The 18181-nt window shown below is 65.1% G+C and carries 19 protein-coding genes; 14 read left to right on the top strand and 5 right to left on the bottom strand.

The window, feature by feature from the left end:
• Positions 1-3: 3 nt before the first annotated feature.
• Complete coding sequence (locus tag HU738_RS15390; protein WP_186603959.1) at positions 4-315, top strand: YqfO family protein; 312 nt, start codon at positions 4-6, stop codon at positions 313-315.
• A 36-nt stretch (positions 316-351) separates the two neighbouring features.
• Here the strand turns inward: HU738_RS15390 and HU738_RS15385 are convergent, their stop codons facing one another.
• The 4 genes from HU738_RS15385 to tatA all read right to left on the bottom strand — a co-directional run bounded on the left by HU738_RS15385 (position 352) and on the right by tatA (position 3745).
• On the bottom strand, positions 352-2379 hold the full coding sequence (locus tag HU738_RS15385) for an HET-C-related protein (protein ID WP_186603960.1): 2028 nt from the start codon (positions 2377-2379) through the stop codon (positions 352-354).
• A 75-nt stretch (positions 2380-2454) separates the two neighbouring features.
• On the bottom strand, positions 2455-3231 hold the full coding sequence (tatC, locus tag HU738_RS15380; RefSeq protein ID WP_186603961.1) for a twin-arginine translocase subunit TatC: 777 nt from the start codon (positions 3229-3231) through the stop codon (positions 2455-2457).
• Positions 3228-3518, bottom strand: a complete 291-nt coding sequence (gene tatB, locus HU738_RS15375; protein ID WP_186603962.1) for a Sec-independent protein translocase protein TatB — start codon at positions 3516-3518, stop codon at positions 3228-3230. Before tatB ends, tatC begins: the two co-directional genes overlap by 4 nt.
• A complete protein-coding gene (tatA, locus tag HU738_RS15370) occupies positions 3518-3745 on the bottom strand; it encodes a twin-arginine translocase TatA/TatE family subunit (RefSeq protein WP_186603963.1) in 228 nt (75 codons plus the stop codon). Before tatA ends, tatB begins: the two co-directional genes overlap by 1 nt.
• Positions 3746-3890: 145 nt before the next feature.
• Between tatA and gspK the strand changes: the two genes are divergently transcribed.
• The gene (gspK, locus tag HU738_RS15365; protein WP_186603964.1) at positions 3891-4856 is read left to right on the top strand and encodes a type II secretion system minor pseudopilin GspK; all 966 of its coding nucleotides are present in this window, start codon (positions 3891-3893) and stop codon (positions 4854-4856) included.
• A gap of 46 nt (positions 4857-4902) precedes the next feature.
• On the opposite strand, the gene HU738_RS15360 is transcribed toward gspK, so the two are convergent.
• On the bottom strand, positions 4903-6972 hold the full coding sequence (locus HU738_RS15360) for a PhoX family protein (RefSeq protein ID WP_186603965.1): 2070 nt from the start codon (positions 6970-6972) through the stop codon (positions 4903-4905).
• Positions 6973-7196: 224 nt separating this feature from the next.
• On the opposite strand from HU738_RS15360, the gene HU738_RS15355 reads away from it, so the two are divergent.
• The 12 genes from HU738_RS15355 to HU738_RS15300 are packed head-to-tail and all read left to right on the top strand — an operon-like array spanning position 7197 to position 17826.
• The gene (locus HU738_RS15355) at positions 7197-8837 is read left to right on the top strand and encodes a bifunctional UDP-sugar hydrolase/5'-nucleotidase (protein WP_186603966.1); all 1641 of its coding nucleotides are present in this window, start codon (positions 7197-7199) and stop codon (positions 8835-8837) included.
• Complete coding sequence (locus HU738_RS15350) at positions 8834-9259, top strand: pilus assembly protein PilZ (RefSeq protein ID WP_186603967.1); 426 nt, start codon at positions 8834-8836, stop codon at positions 9257-9259. The genes HU738_RS15355 and HU738_RS15350 overlap by 4 nt, the downstream gene beginning before the upstream one ends.
• A gap of 3 nt (positions 9260-9262) precedes the next feature.
• Complete coding sequence (gene gspD / locus HU738_RS15345; RefSeq protein ID WP_186603968.1) at positions 9263-11215, top strand: type II secretion system secretin GspD; 1953 nt, start codon at positions 9263-9265, stop codon at positions 11213-11215.
• Entirely contained in the window at positions 11215-12663 is a 1449-nt protein-coding gene (locus HU738_RS15340; protein WP_186603969.1) for a GspE/PulE family protein, read from the top strand. The genes gspD and HU738_RS15340 overlap by 1 nt, the downstream gene beginning before the upstream one ends.
• 3 nt (positions 12664-12666) lie before the next feature.
• Positions 12667-13869: a type II secretion system inner membrane protein GspF gene (gene gspF / locus HU738_RS15335; RefSeq protein ID WP_186603970.1), complete on the top strand. Its 1203-nt coding sequence runs from the start codon at positions 12667-12669 to the stop codon at positions 13867-13869.
• Between the two features lie 17 nt (positions 13870-13886).
• Positions 13887-14321, top strand: a complete 435-nt coding sequence (gene gspG / locus HU738_RS15330) for a type II secretion system major pseudopilin GspG (RefSeq protein WP_176509771.1) — start codon at positions 13887-13889, stop codon at positions 14319-14321.
• Positions 14322-14324: 3 nt separating this feature from the next.
• On the top strand, positions 14325-14762 hold the full coding sequence (gene gspH, locus HU738_RS15325; protein ID WP_186603971.1) for a type II secretion system minor pseudopilin GspH: 438 nt from the start codon (positions 14325-14327) through the stop codon (positions 14760-14762).
• On the top strand, positions 14759-15127 hold the full coding sequence (locus HU738_RS15320) for a type II secretion system protein GspI (protein WP_186603972.1): 369 nt from the start codon (positions 14759-14761) through the stop codon (positions 15125-15127). Before gspH ends, HU738_RS15320 begins: the two co-directional genes overlap by 4 nt.
• Entirely contained in the window at positions 15124-15714 is a 591-nt protein-coding gene (locus HU738_RS15315; protein WP_186603973.1) for a PulJ/GspJ family protein, read from the top strand. The genes HU738_RS15320 and HU738_RS15315 overlap by 4 nt, the downstream gene beginning before the upstream one ends.
• Positions 15711-16787: a GspL/Epsl periplasmic domain-containing protein gene (locus tag HU738_RS15310; protein ID WP_186603974.1), complete on the top strand. Its 1077-nt coding sequence runs from the start codon at positions 15711-15713 to the stop codon at positions 16785-16787. The genes HU738_RS15315 and HU738_RS15310 overlap by 4 nt, the downstream gene beginning before the upstream one ends.
• A complete protein-coding gene (gspM, locus tag HU738_RS15305) occupies positions 16784-17170 on the top strand; it encodes a type II secretion system protein GspM (RefSeq protein ID WP_186603975.1) in 387 nt (128 codons plus the stop codon). Before HU738_RS15310 ends, gspM begins: the two co-directional genes overlap by 4 nt.
• Positions 17167-17826 (top strand): type II secretion system protein N, encoded by a 660-nt coding sequence (locus HU738_RS15300; protein WP_186603976.1) that lies wholly within the window; start codon positions 17167-17169, stop codon positions 17824-17826. The genes gspM and HU738_RS15300 overlap by 4 nt, the downstream gene beginning before the upstream one ends.
• The last annotated feature ends 355 nt before the right edge of the window (positions 17827-18181 follow it).

The raw sequence follows: 18181 nt of genomic DNA, 5'->3' as shown, positions 1-18181 counted from the left end.
GGCGTGTACAAGCTCGCCTTCTTCGTCCCGGCCAGCCACGTTGAAGTGGTCAAGGCCGCCGTGTTCGCCGCCGGTGGCGGGCGTATCGGCGGCTACGACCACTGCGCCTGGCAGACCTTGGGCCAGGGCCAGTTTCGCCCGTTGGACGGCAGCCAGCCGTTCCTCGGGCAGACCGGCCAGGTCGAGGTGGTCGAGGAGTGGAAGGTGGAGCTGGTGGTGGCCGACGACCTGATCACCCAGGTCGTCGCTGCCCTCAGGCAGAGCCATCCGTATGAAACGCCTGCCTATGAGGTCTGGCGGCTCGAACGCTTCTGAGAAGCCTGACGGTCAATCCCTTGGCGAATGCAATGTTCATCCAAGACCAAAGCCAAAGTTGCTAAGCACATCAGTGATGCCTTGCGGCAAGGGTTGATACGCTTGCAGCAGCGCGTTGGTGCGCTCAAGCTCTTCATTCCAGTTCTGCTTTTGCAGCGCCTGCAAGTCATCGTAACTGCTTGCCTTGCTGATACTTGCTCGGGCCTCTTCGCGGTCTTTTGCCTCCCAGGCGGCGACGATATCCTCATGCCAGTCATCTTGCCTGGGATGAATGAGGAAGCTGGTAGCCAGCGTTGCGGGGTCGCGATCGGTTTCCCCACTCCAATAGGCCTGCATGGAGACGCCCACCTGCTCTACCGCATACATGGCCATCAGCCCCGCCAATTCATGTAGCGGATGGCTAGCATGATCCTTGGCCAGCTGCGAATGCGAAGGATACAGCTCGGCGACTTCGTTAGGGTTGCTGCCGGATAGCGTCTGCGCAGTAGCGATATTGTCGGCTATCCACTCGAGCAACTGCCGCATGACACTGTTCATCGCATTGGTGAACAGTTTCGCAGGCAGATTCACTATCCAGGCTGCCGTTTGATAGCGCTTGAACGTTTCATCAGCGGCGGCTTTGTCACGGAACTCGAGATAGCCATTCATCAAAGTCCACGCTGTGTCCGCACCGTACTCTTTCAGAAGAATGTTCAAGACCTTCTCCGAATCGCTGCGATCGCCAGGCTTTATCAACTTGAAATCGATATCTTCGACAGAGAACAGCAGCTTGCCGAGCGGCCCGGCAATGCTGGCGATGATGTCGAGCCCGCTGAACGTACCGGTAATGATGGCAAGACCATGCTGGCCGCGCTGCAGTGTCCAGGGCAGCACGCTGTCGTGGCCGCGCTGGTGCAGGCAGAGCTCGACGAAGTTCGAGTGGGCAAAGTAGTCTTCCAGCACATGCAGTGCTTCGCCGAAATAGCGCCTGCCCAGTGGTGTGTTCCCTGCCTGCATGGCGTCGATGAGCCTGCGGTACATATAGTCCCGCGAATTGTCGATGTAGCGTGCCATCGAACGCTCGGTATCGATGGACAAGAGCGGGTCGCCTGGGTACACCGCAGCTTCGAAATCGCTGTCGATGGTCCTTGGGTCTGCTTTGTCTTCGGCCAGCAGCGGATTGTCGATATGCTCGGAGGGGCGATAGACGCCCAGCATGGCGGTGGTCACGGTGTAGGTTTGTCGATCTTCGGCCGTGCTCTGCAAATCATTGAATTCTTCCAGTGCCAGCAGATCGACAATTTGCGTCAGGACAGGGCGCGGAAGTTTGGGAAACTCAATAGGGGCGGTCGGCTTGCGTACGAGCTTCGGGTCCAGCAGCTGGGAGTAGTCTCGTAGCCAGTTGCCAAAGTAGATGCTGCGAATCTGCTCTTCGGTAAAGTTCGCGGTGGCCAGCCCCTTGGCGATTGCCCCATGCGTGTATGCCCCGTCGTGACCTTTGCCGGCCTCGAACTTTTCGGGGGTGGGCAATGTTTCGCCTTCGGCTTCGAATGGCATCAAGGTCAGGTCATGCTGGCGGTCGCCTGAGTCGAACGTGGCGAAGAGGGTGCCATTTGCCACAATGGGCGTGCAGAACGTGATCATCGCGGCGTAGCTTACGCCGATGTCCATGGCGCTTTGCGCCGCACTGGCCGCGCCTTGACGCAAGGTACTGTGCAAATAGACGCCGAAGGCCTGAAGCATCGCACTGAACAGGTTCGAATTCGCCGCCGCCTCGCTCAGAGCCTGCTCGACGGCAGAGGGCTTTACGGCGATTGAGTGACTGGCCTCGTCGAACGTAGCCAGGCTGGCAATCCGCTCGTCAAGGCGATAAGGCGGATTGGGCACAGTATCTGCGCGCAGGTTGTCATAAAGCTCAACATAGGCAGCCACGGGTACGTCGGTGCCGAATACTGACATGAGCATGTGCAGGAACAGCACTTTATCTGTGCTGCGCGCGAAACTGGCCAACTGCTGCAGTGCAAAGGTGCTGCTTAACGTGGACGGCGCAGCTGCTCCAGAGGTGTGTTCGGTATGTAGTGCCATGGTGGGTTTCCTGTTTTTCAAAGGCGCTACAGACTGAGCATTCTCGATAGATGAAGCGATCCGGCAGCGCCTCCCTCAGGTACTGCCGGTACGTCTGGATGCTCTTCCCTCACCTGCACCAGGCTTGTGGCTGGCCGCTGCCGTTGCCAGCAGTCCGGCTTCGAACAACAGCCACATTGGCACCGCCAGCAGGGTCTGCGAGAACACGTCCGGTGGGGTGAGGATCATCCCCACCACGAAGCAGCCTACGATCACGTAGGGCCGGCTGCGCCGCAGCGTCGGTACATCGGCAAGCCCGGCCCAGACCACGATGAAAGTCGCCACCGGGATCTCGAAGGCCAGGCCGAACGCCAGAAACAGCGCCATGATGAAATCCAGGTACTGACTGATGTCGGTCATCATCGCCACACCGTCAGGCGTCACGCTGGCAAAGAAACCGAACATCATCGGGAATACCAGGTAGAACGCGAACGCCATGCCGGCATAGAACAGCACGATGCTCGACACCAGCAACGGCAGGGCAATGCGTCGCTCACGCCGGTACAGGCCGGGGGCGATGAACCCCCAGGCCTGATGCAGCAACAGCGGCATGGCGACGAACAGCGCGCACATTGCCGTCAGCTTGAACGGCGTGAGGAACGGCGAGGTGACGCTGGTCGCGATCATGCTGGCGCCTTGCGGAAGAAAGCGGCGCAGTGGTTCGGAAATCAGGGTGTACAGCGGCTGGGCCAAGGGGAACAGCCCGGCGAATACCACCGCCAGCAGCAACAGGCAGCGCATCAGGCGCTTGCGCAAGTCGCGCAGGTGGGCGGTCAATGGCATGCGAGCGGCCGGGTCAATGGCAATGCTCATGAGCTGATCTCCCGGGCGGTTGGCGGGGGAACGGTGTCGCTGGCCGGCTCCGCCTCGAGGCTGATGCCCTGGCGGATTTCCTGCTCCAGGCGCTGCAAGGGCGCGCTGTCTAGGTCGGGCATGTCGATCTCGCGTTCCAGCTGCGCACGCAAACCGTTCATGGCCCGGCGCGCCTGGCCAAGGCTACGGCCCAAGGTACGCGCTGCAACCGGCAGGCGTTCCGGGCCCAGCACCAGCAGTGCGACGATGCCTACCAGCAAGAGTTCGCTGAAACCTGCCTCGAACATCAGGCCTGGCGATCCGCTTGCTGCTGTTGCGCGGCCTGAGCGGTCAGCGGTGGCTGCTGTTGTACCTGAGCAGGAGCATCGACGTCATGATCGCCGCCCATGGATTTGCGAAAGCCCTGGATCGCCTCGCCGACATCGCTGCCCAGCCCCTTCAGGCGCTTGGTGCCAAACAGCAGAAACACGATCAGCAGTACGATCACCAGTTGCCAGATTCCGATGCCACCCATTTCGACCACTCCTGTAAGGTCATGAAAAAGAAGGCCAATCCTGCCGCGTGCAGATGACACCGAGATGACTGCAAGGCCGTTGCAACCTGGCTGCAACACCTGGCGTGTTGACTGGCACCCTCATCGACGAAAAGGATGCGCGCGGATGTACGGCAAGCGACAGCAGGGCGCGGCACTGCTGATGGTGCTGGTGGTGCTGGCCATGCTCGCCGCCGGCATGGCCTGGCTGGTGGAGGATGGCCGGCGGCAGGTGGACGAGGTGCAATTGTTGCGTCAGCGCGTGCAGGTACGCGCCATGGAGCAGGCCGGCCTGGCCTATGCCGAGCAGGCCCTGCGTGACCCTGCCTGGCGGCTCAGCCCGTTGTTCTGGCAGGCCTTGCGCGGGCAACCGCTGAAGTACGATTTTGGCGCCGGGCAGGCGCAGTTGCGCGTGCGTGACCAGCACACCTGCTTCAACGTGAATGCGCTGCTGGGGGCAGATGGCGCGCGCGCCGAGCGCCAGCTCAAGCACTTGCTGGGCAATGACATGGCCGCCGAGCGCCTGGTGGATGCCTTGGCCGACTGGCTCGACGGTGACAGCGATGCCCGCCTGCAAGGCGCCGAAAGCGCCCTGTACCTGCGCCAGCAGCCCCCGCGCCTGGCGGCCAACCAGCCGATGCTCGATACCAGCGAGCTGAACCTGCTGCTGGAGCCGGACGCTTCCCGCCAGCGCCGCTACCCGATGCTGTGCGCCTTGCCGCAGACCACTGGCTGGCGCCTGAATGCCAATGCCCTGGGATTGGATCAACTGCCATTGCTCGATGCGCTGTACGAAGGGCGTTACCCGCGTTCCTTGCTCAGCCGCATCATCAGCGGTCGGCCGGCATCGGGATATGAGGATGCCTCGGCGTTGCGCCAGGCGCTGGGCGCGGTGGATGACGAGACGTTCGAACGGTTGAGCGAGGGATTGCTGCTCAACAGCGGGCATTACCTGTTGCAGCTGTCGTTCGAAGAGCAGGGCAGGGTGATGCGCAGTGAGTTTCAGCTGGAGGCGTTGGGCGTGGTGCAGTGGCATGCGCGGGTGCCGGCGCAACAGGTGCGGGTGCGCAGCCGGGAACCGGTGTTGTGGTGATGCTCGAAGTTGCCGGGGCTGCGAAGTAGCCCCGTGCGCAGATCGATCAGGCGGTACCAATCTCCCCGCCATCAATCCGCTGGATCACCACCGTCGAAGCCCGTGGTCTAACCTTGGCTCCGGCCGGGGTCGCATCGGTCGCCTTGTCGGTATACGGCCAGTTGTCCGGGTGCTGGATGTTGATGAACAGAGTCTTGTTGTCCGGGGTGAAGGTAATGCCCGTCACCTCGCAACCGTTCGGCCCGACGAAGAAGCGGCGCAGGGCCGTCTGGTTCTGGGCATTGACCGGCACCTGCTTGCCGCTGGCATCGACCAGGTCGGTGGGGATCACCGCCAGCAGCTGGTCGTTGGTGTAGTCGGTGAGGGTGGTCTCGCCATTGTCCGTCTCGAACCACAGCACCCCACGGCTATCGAAGCTCATGCCGTCGGGGCTGGCGAACTGGTTCAGCTCGGTCAGGCCCGAGCGGTTGATGTCGGCCGTGCCGGCCGCGTTGGCACCGAACACGAAGATGTCCCAGGTGAAGCTCAGCTGGTCGTCGCTGTCGTGCCAGCGGATGATATGGCCATGGCGGTTCGGGCCGCGCGGGTTGGCGGCATCGACCTTGTCGGCGGTGCGCGCGCTGTTGTTGGTCAGGGTCAGGTAGACATCGCCGTTGAGCGGGTTGACCGTGGTCCACTCCGGGCGGTCCATCGGCGTGGCGCCCACGGCATCGGCAGCACCACGGGTGTTGAGGATGATGCCGGCGAGGTCTCCGTACAGCGCGCCGAGGGTGCTGCCAGCGGAGGTGGCGGTGTTCACGTCCAGCAACAGCCATACGCCGGTGCCGTCGGCATTGAAGCGGGCCACGTACAGCTTGCCCTGGTCCAGGTACTTGGCCCCAGTGGCCAGGCGGTCGGCCGGGTTGGCGTCGGCGGCATCCCACACGGCGGTGGACACCCACTTGTACAGGTACTCGTTGTTCGAGTCGTCACCCATGTACCACACCAGCGGCTTGCCAGCGACCGGCAGGCCAGGGGCGCAGCCTTCGTGGCGGAAGCGGCCCAGTGCGGTGCGCTTGGTGGCCAGTGTGCTGCTGTTGTACGGGTCGATTTCGACGATGTAACCGTAGGTGCTGGCTTCGTTGCGGTAGTCGTCGGTGGCGCTGGCGCCCTTGACGGTGACGTCGAAACGGGCGAATTCATCGGCCACTTCGCTGCTGTCACCGGCAGCGCTTTCCCACTTGTACTGGCCGCTGGAGGTGCCCACGCCGATGCGGCGCTGGTCTTCTGGGCGGGTGCCCTTGTTGACGAAGATGCCCGGCCAGTTCTCTTCGCAGGTCAGGTAGGTGCCCCACGGGGTGTAGCCATTGCCGCAGTTGTTGTTGGTGCCGCGGCAATGGGTGCCATCGGCCGAGTACTTGGTCTTGACGTGGTCGGTGCCACGCAGCGGCCCGCTCAGTTCCATGCGCGAAGCGGTGGTGAAGCGGCGGTTGAGCGGGTCGTTGTCGACCACCTGCCAACGGCCGTTGACCTTCTGCAGGCGTACCACGCCAGCACCGTGGGCGTTGATTTCCTTGCGCACTTCTTCGGCCGGTCGCTTGCCACTGGCATCGGTAGTCGGGCCGTTGGGGTGCAGCGCCGCGGTGTCGATGTACTCGAAGTTGATCGCCAGCAGGCCGTCTTCGGAGCTGCCATTGATCGGGAAGAAGTGCATGCCGTCATGGTGCATGCCCATGGCATTGGCCTGGTCGGTCGACGTGTTGCTGCCGTCCGCTTTCCACGGGTTGGCGTTGCTGTTCAGCGGCGTGCCCCAAGGCGCCAGCACATAGGCGCTGTAACCGGCGGCGACGACGCAGGCGTCGGTGCGCGAGCCGGCGATGGACTGGAAGCCCAGCGCCAGTTTCGGGACTTCCGGTTCGGTCGGGTCGGTCACCGGCGGTTGCGGCGCCGGGGCGTCATCAGAGCCGCCGCCACTGTCGAAGCAGCCGGTCAGGCCGGTACCGGCAATCATGGCGATGGCGGCGCCCAGGCTGCCGCGCATCACGCTGCGACGGCTCAGGTAAGCGTCCATCACGCTGGCCATTGGCAGGTTGCCGCTCTGGTTGCGGTCCAGGTTATCGCCGGTATCTCGACTCATCAGGGTGTCCTTGTAGTGGCTGAGTTGGAGAAAACCGCGACTTTAGGGCGCTATTGTGATGATTCATTGGCAAAAATATTAACGGGTTTTTAAAACTGTAAGTTCTTATTACAAATCAAGTCAGATCAATCTGGAATGATCGTCGGATTTCTGACATTAAACTGTCATGCCAACGCCGCAACATCCGGAGCCCTACAGGAACTCGGATAAGGACGGCGGGCTCGATGGCAAGCAGTGTGTATAGGCGCGAAGTGATCAGCTGGATGGGTATCGGTGCGCTGGCACCGCTGCTCGGCGCCTGTTCCGCATTGCCAGGCCAACGTGGCGGCAGCGCCAGTGTGGATCTGTTGTACGTCGCTGACACCCTCGATGCGCGCCAGCCCGGTCTGCCGGTCGTGCCAGCCACGCGCCTGGGCCCGGTCAGCCAGCTGGGCCGGGCACCGTGGATGACCGGTGCCAGTGCCAGCCTGGCTCATCCGCAACTGGCACCCTTGCTCGATGCGAACCAGGTGGCGGGCGCAACGCTTGGTGGCTATGCAGTGCTGGGTGCGCTACTGGAGCAATTGCGCAACGAAGCCGGGCCCGGCAACAGCCTGACCCTGGAGAACGGCCAGGGCTGGAACGGTAGCGGTCTGGCCTACCTCACACAGGGCGAAAGCGGCGTGCAGGGCAGTCAGTTGCTGGGCAGCGAGGCGCGGGTCAGCAGCGATGAACGCGTGCTCTGGCCCCAGCGCAGCGCGGCGCTCTACCGCCAGTCTGGCGCTGTCACCCTTGCTGCCGGGTTGGCACACGAGCAACGCAAATCGTTGGGCCTGGAGCCTCTGCAGGTGTTCGAGCGCGGCGGTGCCCGGATCGCCGTGGTCGGTGTCACCGACCCTTATGCACAAGACCAGAAGGGCTCGCTCAAACAGTGGTACCAGTCACTGCTGCCGACCTTCGAGCAGGCGCGGCGCGAGGCCGACCTGGTGGTGGCGATGGCCGATGTCGGCACCGGGCCAGGCCTTTGGCTGGCCGAGCGACTGGTCGAAGCCGATGTACTGCTCTGTGCCCGTGGCCAAGACCTGTGGCCGGTACCGGTTCAAGCCACCCAGGCCAGTGGCCGTCGGGTGCCGGTGCTATTTGCCGGCTGCCGTGGTAGTGGTGCATTCCGTCTGCGTTGCCAGCAGGTCGCTGGGCAATGGCAGTTCGACGGGCAGTTCTTCCCGGCCTTTGAGCGCTACCTGTCGCCTGCTGCGCAGATGCGCGCCAGCCAGTTGCAGGGAGAACTGCGCCAGCAACGGGCCGGCCACGCGGCGTGGCTCGACCAGCCACTGGCGCGTGCGCCCCAGGCCTTGTGGCGGCGGGATACCCGTGGCGGTAGCTGGGACCGCCTGCTGCACCAAGCCTTGGCCGATGACAGCAGCCTGCCGGTGCTGCTGCCGGGCCTGCGCTACGACTACCCCCTGGCGGCAGGCGAGGCGATCACCCGCGAGCACCTGATCAGCCTGACCGGTGGCTACCCGGCTCCCGTCGTCGAGGCCCCGGCCCGGCAAGTTGAACAAGTGCTGGAGAACGCGGCCGAGCAACTGTTCGGCGACCCATTGCTGCTCGACAACAGCCAGGACCTGCCGCGTTGGCAGGGCCAGGCCTGGCGTGTCAGTTACAGCCCGCAAGGCAAGCGCGTGAGCGGTATCGACGCGGTGCAGGGCTTGTGCCGCACCTTTGGCCTGCAATTCGAAGCCCGGGCGGGCGAGCCGCTGTGGCAGCGGGTCGAGGCCTGGCTGGCGCGGCAAAAGACCGATTGGCAACTGGCGTCGTTGCCATTGCCCGAGGTGCGCTACGTGCAGGGTCACCCAGGCTGGCACCCGCGGCAGGCCGTTTCGTGAGCCGGGCTTCACGCCTGATGACTGGCGGCCTGCTGACCCTGGCCGGCTGGCTGGCCGCCCAGTGCGTGTTGCAACTGAGCCGCCAGCCGCAACCGGCCAGCCCGGCGCAGGTCGCCACCACTCCGCTACCTGGCCTGCTGATCGGTCACTGGCGGCCAACGGTCGATGACGGCGCGATTGCCATCACCCGCCTGCCGTTGCAGTACCTCGGCGGCCTCAAGGCCCAGCCGTGGTCGGCCAGCGTGGTGGTGCTGCGCTATGGCCAGCAGGTTCGCACCCTCGGCCGCGGTCAACGCCTGGCGCCGGGCATCGTATTGCAGGACATCGATGCCGATGGCCTGATTTTCGACAACCAGGGGCGGCGCGAACGCCTGCCCTGGCCGCCACGCCCTGCCGTGACCGGCTTCAAGCGGCAAGGATGAATGATGTTTGCCAGATACTGCGTGGCCGCAGCCTTGAGCCTGGGCCTGTCTCTCGCCTGGGCGCAAGAGCCGGACACCTTCGATGAAAACGGCACACCGCTGTACGAGGTGAACTTCGTCGACACCGAACTGGGCGAGTTCATCGACAGCGTGTCGCGCATCACCGGCACCACCTTCATCGTCGACCCGCGGGTCAAGGGCAAGGTCACCGTGCGCACCGTCGACCGCCACGACGCCGATGCCATCTACGACATTTTCCTCGCCCAGTTGCGTGCCCAGGGCTATGCGGCTGTCGACCTGCCCAACGGCAGCGTCAAGATTGTCCCCGACCAGGCCGCGCGCCTGGAGCCGGTGCCGGTCGAACCCGCTGGCAAACCGAGCGCAGGCAGCGACGGCGTGGCCACCCGGGTGTTCAATGTGCGCAATGCCGCCAGCGAGCAGATGCTCGGCATCCTCAAGCCGCTGATCGACGCCAGGGTCGGGGTGATCACGCCGTATCCGGCAGCCAACCTGTTGGTGGTCACCGACTGGCGCAGCAACCTCGAACGCATCGACAGCCTGCTGCGCCAGCTCGACCAGGTGAGCGACGAGCCGCTACAGGTGATGCCATTGCGCCACGCCAGCGCTGCCGACACCGCGCAGCTGCTCACCCGCCTGCTGGCCCGCGAACAGGGCGCCGACAGCACCCAGGTGGTCGCCGACCCGCGCAGCAATGCCTTGCTGGTCCGTGGCAGCACCGACCGGGTGCGGGCATTGCTCGGCCAGCTCGACCGCCCCAGCGACAACCAGCACAGCAGCAACACCCAGGTCATGTACCTGCGCCATGCCAACGCCGCGGAAGTGGTCAAGGTGCTGCGTGGCCTCAGCCAGGAAGGCGCGGTGCCCGGCGAAGCGGCGGGCGAAGGGGAGGGCAAGGCGCGGCCGGTGATGGCGGCTGCCAGCGACTCGGGCATCCGCCTGGAATACGAAGAGGGCACCAACGCTGTGGTCATGGTCGGCCCCGACAGTGAACTGGCGGCCTACCGCTCGATCGTCGAACAGCTGGACATCCGCCGTGCCCAGGTGGTGGTCGAGGCGATCATCGCCGAGGTGTCCGATATACAGGCCCAGGAACTGGGCGTGCAGTGGTTGTTCGCCGATGAGAAGTTCGGCGCCGGCATCGTCAACTTTGGCAGCAACGGCGTGAACATCGCCAACATCGCAGGTGCGGCGGCCAGTGGTGACAACGAGGCACTCGGCGAGCTGCTGTCCTCCACTACGGGCGCCACGGCCGGCTTCGGTCACATCGGCGGCGGTTTCAACTTCGCCATGCTGATCAACGCACTCAAGGGCAAGAGCGGCTTCAACCTGCTGTCGACGCCAACCCTGCTCACACTGGACAACGCCGAGGCATCGATCCTGGTGGGCCAGGAGGTGCCGTTCGTGACCGGCTCGGTGACCCAGAACAACACCAACCCCTACCAGACCATCGAGCGCAAGGAAGTGGGGGTGAAGCTGCGCATCAAGCCACAGATCAACGTCGACAACAGCGTGCGCCTGGACATCGTTCAGGAAGTTTCTTCGATCGCCGAATCCCGCGCTGCGAGCGACGTGATCACCAACAAGCGCGAGATCAAGACCAAGGTCATGGTCGAGGACAATGGCCTGGTCATCCTCGGCGGCCTGATCAGCGACGAGCTCAGCACCAGTGACCAGCGCGTGCCGTTGCTCGGTGACATTCCTTACCTGGGCCGGCTGTTCCGTTCCGACGCGAGCAAGAACACCAAGCAGAACCTGATGGTGTTCATCCGCCCACGCATCCTGCGCGACGGGCCGAGCCTGGCGAGCCTCAGTGAAGGCAAGTACCGCACCCTGCAGCAAACCACGCCGCTGCAGTTGCCCGAACTGGCCGAGGGCACCCCGTTGTTGCAGGTGTTCCCCGCCAGCCGCGCACGCCTCGAAGGCGGTAACTGGTGATGCTGCCGTATCGCCTGGCCCGCCAGGCCGGGCTGGCCATGGCGCCGGCCGAGCAAGGCTGGCGTCTGTGGCTGCGTCGCGACGCCGACAGCGACCAGTTGCAGGAACTGCTGCGCGTGCATGGTCGGCCCCTGGCGCTGGAGTACCTGGAGCCTGCGGCGTTCGATGAGCGCCTTGGCCAGCTTTATGAGGCTGGCGCTGGCGCGACCGAAGCGCTGATCGAAGGCATTGGCGAACAGGTCGACCTGGACAGCCTGATGAGCGAAATGCCGCGCATCGAAGACCTGCTCGAAAGCGACGACGAAGCCCCGGTGATCCGCCTGATCAACGGCCTGTTCGGCCAGGCGCTGCGCCTGCGTGCCTCGGACATCCATATCGAAACCTTCGAGCAGAGCCTGGTGGTGCGCCTGCGCGTCGACGGCCACTTGCGTGAGGTGCTGCGCCCGCCGCGGGCGCTGTCGGCGATGCTGGTGTCGCGGATCAAGGTCATGGCCCGGCTGGACATTGCCGAAAAGCGCCAGCCCCAGGATGGCCGCATCACCTTGCGCGCGGCCGGCCGGGAGGTGGATGTGCGAGTGTCGACGTTGCCCGGTATTCATGGCGAGCGCGTGGTGATGCGGGTGCTAGACAAACAGGCCAGCCTGCTGGCGCTTGCCAACCTCGGTATGCCCGCCGCCGTGTTGCAAGGCCTGCGCAGTTGCCTGGCGCGGCCAAACGGTATCGTCCTGTCCACCGGCCCGACCGGTTCGGGCAAGACCACCACGCTGTACGCCAGCCTCAACAGCCTCAATGACGGCAGCCGTAACATCCTCACCGTCGAAGACCCGGTCGAGTACGCCATCGCCGGCATCGGCCAGACCGCCATCAACCCACGCGCCGGGCTGACCTTCGCCAGCGGCCTGCGCGCCATCCTGCGCCAGGACCCGGACGTGATCATGCTCGGTGAAATTCGCGACCAGGAGACCGCGCAGATCGCCGCGCAAGCCAGCCTCACTGGCCACCTGGTGTTGTCGACGCTGCACACCAACAGCGCGGTTGGCGCCGTCACCCGCCTGCGCGACATGGGCATCGAACCCTTCCTGATCGCCTCGTGCCTGCGCGGCGTATTGGCCCAGCGCCTGGTCAGGCGCCTGTGCCAGTGCGCCGTCGCGCAGCCATTGCAACCGGCCGAGCGCGCCCTGTGGCCGGAGCTGGCGGCGCTGCACAGTAGCTATCACGCGGTCGGTTGTGAGCGATGCCAGGGCAGTGGCTATGTCGGCCGCCTGGGGCTCTACGAATTCATCGAACTGGACGCCGGCCTGGTCGGCCTGCTGTACGAAGGCGCGAGCGAACTGGCCATGCAGGACTACCTGGCGGAACGCCGGCAAAGCCTGGTGGCGATGGCCAGCGACTGCCTGGCCCGCGGCGAAACCAGCCTGGCCGAAGTGCTGCGCGTGGTACAGGGCTGACCCATGCCGACCTTCCGCTACCAGGCCGTCGACCTCGCCGGCAAGACCCACAAGGCCAGCCTGCAGGCTGACAGCGAACGCCATGCGCGCCAGTTGCTGCGCGAGCAAGGCTTGTTCCCGCGCCAGCTCCAACGCCATGAGGCCGGCAGCCGGCAACCGCGCCGTCAGCGCCTGAGCCGTGCGCAGTTGTGCGAGCTGACGCGCCAGTTGGCGACGCTGACCGGCGCGGGTATCCCCCTGGTCGATGCCCTGGCCACGCTGGAACGGCAGCTGCGCGAACCGGCCCTGCATGCCGTGCTGGTGGCCCTGCGCGGCTCGCTCGCCGAAGGCCTTGGTCTGGCTCGCAGCCTCGCCCGGCAAGGTGCGCCATTCACTGGTTTGTACTGCGCGCTGGTCGAGGCCGGCGAGCGCTCCGGGCGCCTGGCCCAGGTGCTGACTCGCCTGGCCGATCACCTCGAACAGGTACAACGCCAGCAGCACAAAGCGCGCACTGCACTGATCTACCCCTGCGTGCTGATGGGCGTGTCGCTGGCGGTGGTGGTTGGCCTGATGACCTTCGTCGTGCCCAAGCTCACCGAACAGTTCGCCCACGCGGGCCAAAGCCTGCCGTTGATCACTTCGCTGCTGATCGGCCTGAGCCAGGGCCTGGTGCATGCCGGCCCGTGGTTATTGGGGCTGGCGCTGCTTTCCGGTGTGCTGGGCAGCTGGCTGCTGCGCAAGCCGCACTGGTGCCTGCGCCGTGATGAACTGCTGCTACGCCTGCCGCGTCTCGGCGTGTTGCTGCAGGTGCTGGAAAGCGCCCGCCTGGCACGCAGCCTGGCGATCCTCTGCAGCAGTGGCGTGGCCCTGCTCGAAGCCCTGCAGGTGGCCACCGAGACCGTCGGCAACCGGCGCATTCGCCAGGCCATGGAGCAGGTGCGCCAGCACGTGCAGGGCGGCACCAGCCTGCATCGCGCCCTGGATGCCAGTCAGCAGTTTCCGCCACTGCTGGTGAACATGGTCGGCAGCGGTGAGGCCAGCGGCACCCTGGCCGACATGCTCGAACGCGTGGCCGACGACCAGGAGCGCGGCTTCGCCCGCCAGGTGGACACCGCGATGGCGCTTTTCGAACCCCTGATGATCCTGGTGATGGGCGCCGTGGTGCTGTTCATCGTGCTGGCGGTGCTGCTACCGATCATGCAACTCAACCAGGGCCTGCAACTGTGAACACAAGGAGCATTTCCATGCAGCATCGACGCAAACGCCAGCGCGGCTTCACCCTGATGGAGATCATGGTGGTGATCTTCATCATCGGCCTGCTGATCGCCGTGGTCGCGCCCAGCGTGCTGGGCAACCAGGACAAGGCCATGAAACAGAAGGTCATGGCCGACCTGGCGACCCTGGAGCAGGCGCTGGACATGTATCGCCTGGACAACCTGCGCTTCCCCAGCAACGAACAGGGCCTGGCCGCCCTGGTAAAGAAGCCGACCCAGGAACCGCTGCCACGCAGCTGGCGTAGCGACGGCTACGTGCGTCGCCTGCCGGAAGACCCTTGGGGCACCCCGTACCAGTACCGCATGCCCGGTGAACATGGGCGGGTCGATGTGTATTCGCTGGGTGCCGATGGCGTGCCCGGTGGCGAAGGCCAGGATGCCGACCTGGGCAACTGGGCGCTCTGACGCATGCCAGGCCAGCGCGGCTTCAGCTTGCTCGAATTGCTTGTGGTACTGGCCATCGCAGGGCTTATGACCAGCATGGCGGTGGCCTGGCTCGACAGCAGCAAGTCCGGCGTCGATCAGGCCCTGCAGCGCCTGGCCATTGAAACCCGCATCCAGGCCGCGCTGGCCCGGCACGCCGGGCAGCTGCGCGGATTGCGCTGGACTGGCCAGCGGCCTGAGTTCGTGCGCCGTGACGGCGATGGCTGGGTGGTCGAGGCAGGCGCCCCGGCTGACTGGCCAAAGGGCCTGCGCCCGGATTGGCCGGCCAGCGCCCAGCCGCGTGTGCTGTTCACCCCGCAGGGCTGGGCGCAGCCGGGTTCGGTGAGCTGGCGCTGGGCCGGCGGCAGCCAGCGTTGGGAGTGGGGCCGCGACGGCCAGTTGCACGTGGCGATGGCGCCATGACGCGCAGGCAGCGCGGGTTCACCTTGCTGGAAGTGACCGTGGCCCTGGCGATCGCCGCGGTGCTGGCGGTCATCACCAGCCAGGTGTTGCGCCAGCGCCTGGCGGTGCAGGACAACGTGCAGCAGCATCGTCTGGGCGTGCTGTGTGCGCGCGAGCTGCAGGCGCGCTTCACCGTCGAGCAATACTGGCCGGCCAGCAACCAGGTCGAGGGTGTGCTCAGCCAGGGTGGCCAGGCCTGCCATTGGCAGATGCAGCTGCGCCGTACCGGTGTGCGTGATCTGCGCCGTGGCGAATTGCAGTTGTATGCCGACCGCGACCAGCGCCTGCCACTCGGGCAATACACCGTTTTTCTGGAGCAGCCATGAAGCGGCGCCAGGCAGGGTTGACCCTGATCGAACTGATGGTGGCCATGGCCCTGACCGCGCTGCTCGGGGTCATGCTGTCGGCGTTGGTCAATGGCTGGCTCAAGGTGCGCGAGCGGCTGCAGGTGAACACCCAGGAAACCAGCGTGCTGGAGTTCTGCCTGGCCCTGGAGCGGCGCTTCGACAGCCCGGTGCTGCGCCGTCTGTACGAACAGCGCCTGCCCCTGGCCAGCCGCTGGCTCGACTGGCAGGCCGACCGCCAGCAGTTGCTGTGGGTGGCTGCCGCCGCCTTGCCCGAGGCCGAGGGCGGTTCGCGCCTGCAACGCCAGCGCCTGCGCTTCGATGCGCGTGAGCAACGCCTGCTGCTGGAAAGCTCGGCCGAGCTCTACGCCGCCAGCGAGCCGCACTGGGAATTGCGCGAGCAACTGCCGCAGGTCAGCGCGATCAACGTGCTTTACCACCAGGGTGGCCGCTGGCTGCCCTGGCCCTCCGATCAACCCGCGCACCCCGGCCGTGGCGTGCGCCTGGAATTGCAGCGTGATGGAGCACCGTATGTCTGCACCTTTGTTCTGCCCTGGGGGCGCTCATGAAGTTTGAATGGCGCAAATCTGCGACAGCGCGACCGTGGTTGTTGCTGCGCCCGGGCGAGGTCTGGGACTGGCTGCTCGTCGAAGCGGCTGGCGCCCATCGCCAAGGGCAGGGCAAGCCCCCGCTGGACCTGCAGGCACGGGTGGCGCTGATCGTCCCCGGCGAATGCTGCAGCCTGTTTCAGCTGGCGGCGCCACCGGGTCTGAAGCGCGACGAGTGGCCGCTGTTGCTGGAAGACCGCTTGCTGCAGAGCCCGGATGAGATCCTGTGTGCCTGCCTGTCGCGTCAGGCGGGGCAATTGCGCTTGGTGGCGGTGGAGCGGCAATTGCTGGAGCCGTGGCGTGAGCAATGTGCCGAATGGGGGCTGCAAGTGGAAAGCTGCTGGGCCGAGTTCCAGTTGCTGCCAGCACCCGAGCCGGGCAGTGCATGGCAGTGGCAGTGCACGCCGGAATTAGTGCTGTGCAAAGGGCTGGTGGAGGACGGGCCGGAGCAGTGGTTGGCCTGGCCCATTGCCTTGGGCGATCTGCCTCAGCAACCTTGGTCGGGTCTGTCCCAGAGGGTTATGTCCGGTATCTGGCCAACTGCCTTGGCACCGCTCGACAACCTGCCCAGCCTGCTCGATCAACCCTGTCGGCCGCGCTCGCTGCCGTGCGTGGCGCGGCCGCAGCTGCGCCTGCTTGCGGCGTGCCTGGTGTTGGCCAGCATTTGGGCCGGCCTGTGGCTGACTCAGCAATGGCGCCAGGTGCAGACCTGGCGTGCGCAGGTAATGGCGGTCACCGGTGAACAGGCCAGCCCCCGGCACGCGGCGCAGGCTCTCAAGCGCCTGCGGGAAAGCCAGCTGCAACAGCACGTGCGCGAGCGGCAACTCGAAGACCTGCAGGCACGTTTGCAAGCCTGGCTGCGCCATCACCCCGCCTGGCGGCTGCAGGCCGTGCGTTTCGATGGGCAACGCTGGCACCTGCGCCTGGACGGCGATGGCGCCGCGCCGCCATGGGCCGAGATGGCCAGTGCGGTTGGCGCTGCCGTGCAGGTACAGAACCGGCAGGTGGTATTCGACCTGGGAGCGGCCTCATGAATCGGGACTGGATGCAGCGGCATCGGCTGTGGTTTGCATGGGGGCTGATCGGCTTGCTGCTGGCCTTTCTGTTCGTGCGCGAAGGCCTGGCGCAATGGCGTGAGCTCAGCCAGTGGCGTGAGCTGGCAGTGCAGGCCGCAGGCTTGCAGGGTGGCCCGGGCGTGAGCCTGGAACGCCTGCGCCAGTCAGCCCAGTCGCGGCAAATCGAACTGGCCGATGTCGATGTGCAAGGCAAAAGCTGGCAGCTGCGGGGGCAGGTAGCGGATGAGCGCGTGCTGCAGGGCTGGTTGCAGAGCTTGCGTGCTGAAGGGGCGCAGCCGTTGCAATGGGGGCTGGAGCAGGATGCCAAGGGGCTGCGCTTTGAGTTGGTGATGCAACCATGAACCGTCGCGGGCTGCTGTGGTGCGGGTTGGTATTCACGCTGACCCTGTTGGTCGAGTTACCGGCTGCCTGGGTGATGCGCAGCGCTGGCCTGCCGGCAGGTGATGTCAGCGGCAGCGTGTGGCAGGGCCAGGCCCAGCAAGTGGGGCCGGTTGGGCCACTGTACTGGACGATACAGCCATGGCGCATGCAGGCCAACGCACAGATCGGCTTCCAGGGCCAAGCCTGGCTGGTGCGCGCCGAAGGCTGGCCCTGGCGTTGGCAATTGGAAGCCGCGGCTTTGACGCCTCAGGCGACGGCACTGTCGGATTACCGCCTGGCCGGGCAGTGGCAAGGGGCGCTGCGCATGCAGGGTTCGGGGCGCCAGTGTCGAAGCAGCGAGGGGCGGGTGGGCGTGACGGATCTGGCCTTGAGTGAGCCGTGGTCGCTAGGGTTGGGGCAGGGCTGGGTGGAGATGGATTGCTCTGCTGGCTGGCGCTTGCGTGGGCAATTGGTGCAGCAGGGGCAGCATGAACTGAAGCTGGAGGCGGACCTGCTGACGCACCGAGCGTCAATTTTGCTCGATTTGCAGCCGGATGCCGGACTGACTGCAGTATTGAGGGGTATACAGTGGCTGGGCCCACAGGCGTTGTCTGGGCAAAAAAGGGTTCAGTGGTAACGATCCTTCCTACAGACGTTTCTGACGTTACAAAAAACGCCATTGAACAGAAGCGCCTGCCTCTCGTTCGGGAGGCACTGATTTCCCTGGCGTGTGGCTTTTTGATGTCATGTTTGCTCCCCTCAAACCCGCGCCGCACAAGGCCTGAACTCAGTTGACACAACAACGCTCGAGCCTATTTACTCAGCGCCTTTCACGGATGATTACACGGCAATTGGATTGAGACATTCACCGTGCATTTCATGGAGATGCTGATGTACATGGATCGACGCGACCCGGTCGCAGGCTATCCTGTCTCTGGCGAACAGGAGTAACCCTCATGTTCGAAGCAGCCAGGTTCGGCGACGACATATCG

The organism is Pseudomonas vlassakiae (assembly GCF_014269035.2).
Lineage (GTDB): Bacteria > Pseudomonadota > Gammaproteobacteria > Pseudomonadales > Pseudomonadaceae > Aquipseudomonas > Aquipseudomonas vlassakiae.
This window is presented reverse-complemented; position numbering and strand designations above follow the sequence as displayed.

Excerpts from the sequence above, each read along its gene's own strand:
- HU738_RS15355 (WP_186603966.1), top strand. The coding sequence starts at position 7,197 with ATGGCAAGCAGTGTGTATAGGCGCGAAGTGATCAGCTGGATGGGTATC.
- gspK (WP_186603964.1), top strand. The coding sequence starts at position 3,891 with ATGTACGGCAAGCGACAGCAGGGCGCGGCACTGCTGATGGTGCTGGTG.
- HU738_RS15300 (WP_186603976.1), top strand. The coding sequence starts at position 17,167 with ATGAACCGTCGCGGGCTGCTGTGGTGCGGGTTGGTATTCACGCTGACC.
- tatC (WP_186603961.1), bottom strand. The coding sequence starts at position 3,231 with ATGAGCATTGCCATTGACCCGGCCGCTCGCATGCCATTGACCGCCCAC.
- gspM (WP_186603975.1), top strand. The coding sequence starts at position 16,784 with ATGAATCGGGACTGGATGCAGCGGCATCGGCTGTGGTTTGCATGGGGG.
- gspF (WP_186603970.1), top strand. The coding sequence starts at position 12,667 with ATGCCGACCTTCCGCTACCAGGCCGTCGACCTCGCCGGCAAGACCCAC.
- tatB (WP_186603962.1), bottom strand. The coding sequence starts at position 3,518 with ATGTTCGAGGCAGGTTTCAGCGAACTCTTGCTGGTAGGCATCGTCGCA.
- gspH (WP_186603971.1), top strand. The coding sequence starts at position 14,325 with ATGCCAGGCCAGCGCGGCTTCAGCTTGCTCGAATTGCTTGTGGTACTG.
- HU738_RS15310 (WP_186603974.1), top strand. The coding sequence starts at position 15,711 with ATGAAGTTTGAATGGCGCAAATCTGCGACAGCGCGACCGTGGTTGTTG.
- HU738_RS15385 (WP_186603960.1), bottom strand. The coding sequence starts at position 2,379 with ATGGCACTACATACCGAACACACCTCTGGAGCAGCTGCGCCGTCCACG.
- gspG (WP_176509771.1), top strand. The coding sequence starts at position 13,887 with ATGCAGCATCGACGCAAACGCCAGCGCGGCTTCACCCTGATGGAGATC.
- HU738_RS15315 (WP_186603973.1), top strand. The coding sequence starts at position 15,124 with ATGAAGCGGCGCCAGGCAGGGTTGACCCTGATCGAACTGATGGTGGCC.
- tatA (WP_186603963.1), bottom strand. The coding sequence starts at position 3,745 with ATGGGTGGCATCGGAATCTGGCAACTGGTGATCGTACTGCTGATCGTG.
- HU738_RS15340 (WP_186603969.1), top strand. The coding sequence starts at position 11,215 with ATGCTGCCGTATCGCCTGGCCCGCCAGGCCGGGCTGGCCATGGCGCCG.
- HU738_RS15320 (WP_186603972.1), top strand. The coding sequence starts at position 14,759 with ATGACGCGCAGGCAGCGCGGGTTCACCTTGCTGGAAGTGACCGTGGCC.
- HU738_RS15360 (WP_186603965.1), bottom strand. The coding sequence starts at position 6,972 with ATGAGTCGAGATACCGGCGATAACCTGGACCGCAACCAGAGCGGCAAC.
- gspD (WP_186603968.1), top strand. The coding sequence starts at position 9,263 with ATGTTTGCCAGATACTGCGTGGCCGCAGCCTTGAGCCTGGGCCTGTCT.